The sequence below is a fragment of the Limisphaerales bacterium genome (assembly GCA_014382585.1).
Lineage (GTDB): Bacteria > Verrucomicrobiota > Verrucomicrobiia > Limisphaerales > UBA1100 > JACNJL01.
This window is the reverse complement of record JACNJL010000052.1, coordinates 1-6,011: the sequence shown is the minus strand read 5'-3', so window position 1 is coordinate 6,011 and position 6,011 is coordinate 1. Positions and strand designations below refer to the sequence as shown.

Annotated in this window: 4 protein-coding genes; all 4 read left to right on the top strand. The window is 58.3% G+C overall.

The genetic code is table 11. From position 1 onward, the window contains the following. The first annotated feature begins 69 nt into the window (after positions 1-69). The 4 genes from H8E27_11855 to H8E27_11840 are packed head-to-tail and all read left to right on the top strand — an operon-like array spanning position 70 to position 5,904. Positions 70-2,496 (top strand): DUF1592 domain-containing protein, encoded by a 2,427-nt coding sequence (locus H8E27_11855; protein MBC8326307.1) that lies wholly within the window; start codon positions 70-72, stop codon positions 2,494-2,496. Continuing rightward, complete coding sequence (locus H8E27_11850; GenBank protein ID MBC8326306.1) at positions 2,493-3,737, top strand: DUF1552 domain-containing protein; 1,245 nt, start codon at positions 2,493-2,495, stop codon at positions 3,735-3,737. The genes H8E27_11855 and H8E27_11850 overlap by 4 nt, the downstream gene beginning before the upstream one ends. Before the next feature lies 1 nt (position 3,738). Further along, complete coding sequence (locus tag H8E27_11845) at positions 3,739-5,103, top strand: PQQ-like beta-propeller repeat protein (GenBank protein ID MBC8326305.1); 1,365 nt, start codon at positions 3,739-3,741, stop codon at positions 5,101-5,103. Between the two features lie 45 nt (positions 5,104-5,148). Continuing rightward, a complete protein-coding gene (locus tag H8E27_11840; GenBank protein ID MBC8326304.1) occupies positions 5,149-5,904 on the top strand; it encodes a hypothetical protein in 756 nt (251 codons plus the stop codon). Positions 5,905-6,011: the final 107 nt, after the last annotated feature.

Genomic DNA, 6,011 nt, shown 5'->3' with positions numbered 1-6,011 from the left:
ATTCTCACCCACGTCGCCGCCGGAACTGGCCGAACGGATGAGAAAGAGAATTAAGGCATGGCATTTGAAATGAACCGGAACATCGTCATAGCCCTTCTCCTGCTTATCGGCCTACCTGCCCATGGACAAGCCTTTAAGGCGGCTGTCTCACCGCTGGTGGAGGCCTCGTGCATTGATTGCCATGATGCGAATACCGATACGCAGTTAAATTTTGAAAAACTCGGACATGACCTATCCGATGCCGCCACCTTTCGCCAATGGATGAAGATCTTTGACCGGGTCCAAAAGGGCGAAATGCCCCCCAAGAACAAGCCACGTCCGGAAGCCGCGCTTCAAGCGAAAGCATTAGCCGCACTGGAAGTAGACCTAATCGCGGCCAATCGGAAACAACAAGCTGCCCAGGGCCGTGTGGCTGCTCGTCGACTGACCCGACTGGAGTTTGAATACACCCTGCAGGATATCCTTGGCATAGGTGGAAACCTAAAAAGGCATTTACCACCGGAGAATGCCTCGGCCAAGTTCGCCAACGTCGCTGAGAAACAGGGCATTTCGCCCGTGCATATTCGCAGCTACCTGAAGGCCGTGGACGCCGCGCTCGATGAGACCATCATGCTCGGCCCAAAGCCTCGAGAGGCAGCGCGTATGATGGATTACCGCAACAACAGGTACAGTAGTATGTGGTTCGACCGCCCGATGCGCAACGGTGGACAGACCGTGATGCGCACCGATGACGCCTATGTGATGTTCAGCTACCGCAGTGAACCGCACGTCGCCCAATCCAACAACATGGGGTATCACTTCCCTTACCCCGGGCTCTACCGAATCACTGCCGAAGGCGCCGGCTATCAAGCCAAGACCCACATCGGCTTCGGCTTATACAAGGCCAGTGACAAGCACGGTAACACCGAGTTGATTGGTAACTTTGAAATCAAGCCCGGCGAATCCCGCAAGATTGAACTCACCCAATATTTCGAGCCGGGTGAATTCTTTTTTCCCGCAGGATTGAACCTCAACGCGGCTCCGGACGGGAAAATGATCTACATGATGCGCGACAAGGGCGCGCGCGGCTACAAGGGCGAAGGTCTAGCCATCAAGTGGCTGAAGATCGAGGGGCCGTTGGAGGAAGTGTGGCCACCAACGCGTACCCGTAATTTGCTCACCGGCGTACAGACCCCATGGCTACCGCAGCATCGCATCTACTGGACACAGCCCACCAAGGATCCCAAAGAGCACCTGCACGACATCGTCAAGCGGCTCGCGCCCAAGGCCTTCCGCCGGCCGGTAACGGACGCGGAAATCGAATCCTTTGTCTCCCTCGCCAAACCGCATCACCCCAAGAACCAACCGATGCATAAAATGGTTCGCGCCCCCCTGCGGGCCATGTTCAGTTCGCCACAGTTCCTCTTTCACGCCGGCCAACCCGGTCCGCTGGACGATCACGCACTGGCCAGCCGACTTTCGTATTTCCTCTGGAAGACGTTACCCGATGACGAACTGACCAGCCTCGCCAACGAAAAGAAACTCACCCAACCCAAGGTGCTCGCCGTGCAGGTGGACCGCATGTTGAATGATCCGCGCTCGAACCGATTCATTAATGACTTTCTCGATGGTTGGTTGCACTTGAGCGACATCGACGCCACCACACCGGACCCAACCCTGTACCCTGAGTACGATAATGAATTGCGCCAAGCCATGCTCGCTGAAACACGGCTTTATCTACGCGAACTACTGGCGAAGAACCTGCCTGCTCGCAATTTCATCAAGTCTGATTTCACCTTCGTCAACCGCCGACTCGCTCACCATTATGGCATGGCCAATATCTCCGGAGAAAGACTGCGCCGAGTCGCATTGCCTGCTGATAGTGTGCGTGGTGGCCTGATGACCCAAGCCAGCATCCTGAAGGTCACCGCCAACGGAACACTTACCTCTCCGGTCAAACGCGGACACTGGGTACTAAACTCGCTCTTAGGTACACCACCTCAACCGCCACCGCCCACCATCAGCGCACTGGAACCGGATATCCGCGGAGCAGTAACCATCCGCGAGACACTCGCCAAGCATCGCAATGTCGCCAGTTGCGCCAGCTGCCATCAACACATCGATCCGCCCGGGTTTGCGCTGGAAAGCTTCGATCCGATCGGAGGCTTTCGCCAACGCTACCGCACCACCGGGAAAGGCGATTGGACCAACCACCGTTTCATGGGCCGCCCGGTCCACGAATACCGCTGGGGCCTCAACGTGGATGCCAGCGGCACGACCGCGAGCGGGGACAAGTTTAGAGGCATCCGCCGTTTCCGCGATTTGCTATTGCAGCAGGAGGAACAGGTCGCCCGAAATCTTGTGTCCCAACTGATCACCTACGCCACCGGAGCCGAGGTGCAGTTTGCTGATCGTCCCGAAGTAGAACGCATTCTCGCCAACACTAAAATGGATGGCTACCCTGTACGGGAGTTACTTCATGCCGTCGTGCAAAGCCGATTGTTTTTGAACAAATGAAACTAAACCGACGCACCTTTTTGCAAAACACCGGCGTGGCGATGGCATTGCCGTGGCTGGAATCAATGCAACCGGCGTGGGCCAAGGAGCAGGCACCACCGAAGCGGATGGTGTTTATCTGTAACACGCTCGGCTTACACGCGCCGGCGTTGTTCCCCAAAAAAACCGGAGCTGACTACGGGCTGACCGATTATCTGAGCATCATCAAGGCCCACCGGAAGGATTTCACCCTCTTCTCCGGGCTTTCCCATCCGGCACAAGGTGGCGAACACCTTTGCGAGATGACTTGGCTCAGCGCCGCGCCCAACCCCGGTATGGACGGCTTCAAAAACTCGATCTCAGTTGACCAATACGCGGCTGGCAAACTCGGCTACGTTACACGATTTCCGTCCGTGTCACTTAGTAGCGATACGGCAAAAAGCCAGTCATACACCAGTAGCGGGGTCATGATCCCGGCCGAACAGCGCCCCTCACGCATGTTTGCAAAAATGTTCCTGCGCGGTAAACCAGAGGAGATCGCACGGCAAAAACAAAAACTCGCCGAAGGCCGCAGCGTGCTGGACGAGTTGCTTGATCAAACTCGCACGCTGCTAAAGACCGCACCGACGGCTGATCGCGAACGGTTGCAGGAATATTTTGATTCCGTCCGTACCGCAGAAAATGATCTTGCCGCAGCCCAAGCATGGATCGACCGACCCAAACCGGAGGTGAAGGCTCAAGCGCCGCTCGATATCCATGACAAAACCGATCTCATTGGCCGAATTCGGCTGTTGCTCAATCTTGTTCCACTGATTGTACAGACCGATTCCTCGCGTGTGATTAGCATTGTGATTCAACACAACCATGGCATGCCACAGATCAATGGCGTGGAATCCGAGCACCACAATCTCTCCCATCACGGACGGGATCCCAAGCGCATTGAACAGTTGCTTAAGATCGAACGCGCCATCATGGGTTGTTTTGATGAATTCCTCACGACCATGAAAACCAAGCGGGAAGCGGGTGGCACCTTGCTCGATAACACGCTCACCTTACTGGGTAGCAATCTTGGCAACGCCAGCTCGCATGACCCGCGCAACAACCCCATCCTGCTCGCCGGCGGCGGCCTCAAACACGGCCGTTATCTCGCACACGATGCCAAGAACAACACACCGCTCTGCAATCTCTTTGTGCATCTGCTCAACCAAATGAATCTCAACACCGACAAGTTCGCCAGCAGCACCGGCGAGCTTACCCTTTAAAATGAAAACATCCCTTCTCCTCAGCGCCGCTTTGTTGGGCAGCGCTCTCACTTCCACCGCGGCCGATTTCCAGAAGGCCAAGGCCGCCAACTGGCATCACTGGCGCGGGCCCGACGCCACCGGCGCCTCGACCACCGCGCAGCCCCCCGTCACGTGGAGCGAGGACAAGAACATCCAGTGGAAGATCCCCATCCCCGGCTACGGCAGCGCGACCCCGATCATTTGGGGCAACAAGGTGTTCATTCTCACCGCCGTCAATACCGAACAAGTGGATCCCAACCGCCCCAAGCCCGAGGATCAGCCCAAACGCATCTTCGGGATCACCCATCCGAACACCACCTACGAATACGTCGTGCTGTGTCTCGATCGCCAAACCGGCAAAACGCTCTGGCGGCAGGTGGCCACCCGCCGCGTGCCGCACGAGGGCGCCCATGGCGACAACAACTTTGCCTCCGCCTCGCCCACCACCGATGGCGAACGCCTCTACTGCTGGTTCAGTTCCGCTGGCCTGTTTTGTTTTGATCTCGACGGCAAAAAACTTTGGGAACGCGATCTCGGTCAGGCCACCATGGGCGCCTCCCTCGGCGAAGGCTGCTCGCCGGTCATCCATGATGGCCGGTTGGTTATCGTGCGCGATCACGTGCGGCAATCGTCCATCGAAGTACTCAACGCCGCCAACGGCAAAACGCTCTGGAAAGAGGACCGCCAAACCGGCAACGGCTGGGCCACACCCGCCGTGGTGCAGCACGGCGACCGCACGCAAATCATCACCACCGCCTCTGGTAAAGGCCGCGGCGGCCGATTGGTCGAGCCCGGCAAAGTGGTCAGCTACAACCTCGCCAACGGCCAAATCCTCTGGCAATGCAGCGGCCTCACCGACAACGCCATCCCCTGCCCCGTGGTGGCCAATGGCATCGTCTATTGCATGACCGGCTATCAGGGCTTTTCCCTACTCGCCCTGCCCATCACCGCTCGTGGCGATCTCACCGGCACCGACAAGGTCCTTTGGAACAAGCAACGCGGCACGCCCTACATCCCCTCGCCCCTCCTCTACAACGGCCTGCTGCACTACACCCAATCCAATCAAGCCCTGCTCACCTGCACCGATGCGCGCACCGGCGAAACCTATATCGACCGCGAACGCCTCAACGGTCTGTCCAATGTGTACAGCTCCCCCGTGGCCGGCGGCGGCCGCGTGTATCTCACCGCCCGCAACGGAGCCACCCTTGTGCTCCAGCACGGTAAAAAACTCGAGCCCCTCGCCACCAACCGTCTCAACGACCGGCTCGACGCCTCCCCCGCCCTGGCCGGCAAACAACTCTTTCTCCGCGGCCGCCAGTTCCTGTATTGCATTGCGAAAAAATAAAAAGCGGAGCAAACTCACCCCAGCAACGTCAATTTACACAGCAAAATGAAAATCAAATCCCTCACCCGAATGACCGCCGCCCTCGTGCTGGTCGGCTCCCTGTTCACCGCCCAGGCGGATGAATGCAAAAAGAAAAAATCCGACAGCAAGGACTGCAAACAATGCCCCAGCAAAACGCAAAGCTCCAAAGCTGGATCGGCGGAACGCGATATTTGGGCGGCCGTCAAAGCCGGCAAACTTACCAAGGAGGAAGCCATGAAAAAGCTGGCTTACCTCAAGCGCAAACCACAAGCGCACGGGGACCGCGCCAAGTCGGATCATGCAAAGGCCGCCCACGGCGACCCGCGCAAAGCCAAGTATCAAGCGATTGAACGGGAAATCATTGCGGCCGTGAAAGCAGGCAAACTCTCCAAGGAGGAAGCTGGCAAGAAACTGGAGCACATCAAGAAATCCCTGTGGGGCCAAGCCGCTCACGCCAAGGCCGACCAACCCAAGCGCATCAGCCGCGAGCAGGCCGAAAAGATGGGCCGCGAGATTGCGGCAGCCGTCAAGGCCGGCAAGCTCTCCCGTGAGGAAGCCCACCAGAAATTCCAGGCCATCCGCAAAATGATGGGCGCCGCCCAATCAGACCGCGCCCCGCAAGCCCGCCCGGATCATCACCGCAAGCCGGCCACCAGCGACAAGCGTGACAGCAGCCGCAACCTCGCCGCTGAAGTCGACGCCCTGCGCCGAGAGATCCATGAACTGAAACGCACCCTCGAAGCCATCCGCCGTCACCACGGCGAACGCCGCGAGCGCTAGAAAACAAAATTCACCCAAGCCCCCGGTTCGCCGGGGGCTTTTTGTTGCGCCCAGGTAGGGCGTGCTCTCCGAGCGCGCCAAGGCCGCCTCGGAGAGGCGGCCCCACC

What these genes read in the sequence shown, in the direction of transcription:
- H8E27_11855 (MBC8326307.1), top strand. Translation starts at nt 70, where the DNA reads ATGAACCGGAACATCGTCATAGCCCTTCTCCTGCTTATCGGCCTACCT.
- H8E27_11850 (MBC8326306.1), top strand. Translation starts at nt 2,493, where the DNA reads ATGAAACTAAACCGACGCACCTTTTTGCAAAACACCGGCGTGGCGATG.
- H8E27_11845 (MBC8326305.1), top strand. Translation starts at nt 3,739, where the DNA reads ATGAAAACATCCCTTCTCCTCAGCGCCGCTTTGTTGGGCAGCGCTCTC.
- H8E27_11840 (MBC8326304.1), top strand. Translation starts at nt 5,149, where the DNA reads ATGAAAATCAAATCCCTCACCCGAATGACCGCCGCCCTCGTGCTGGTC.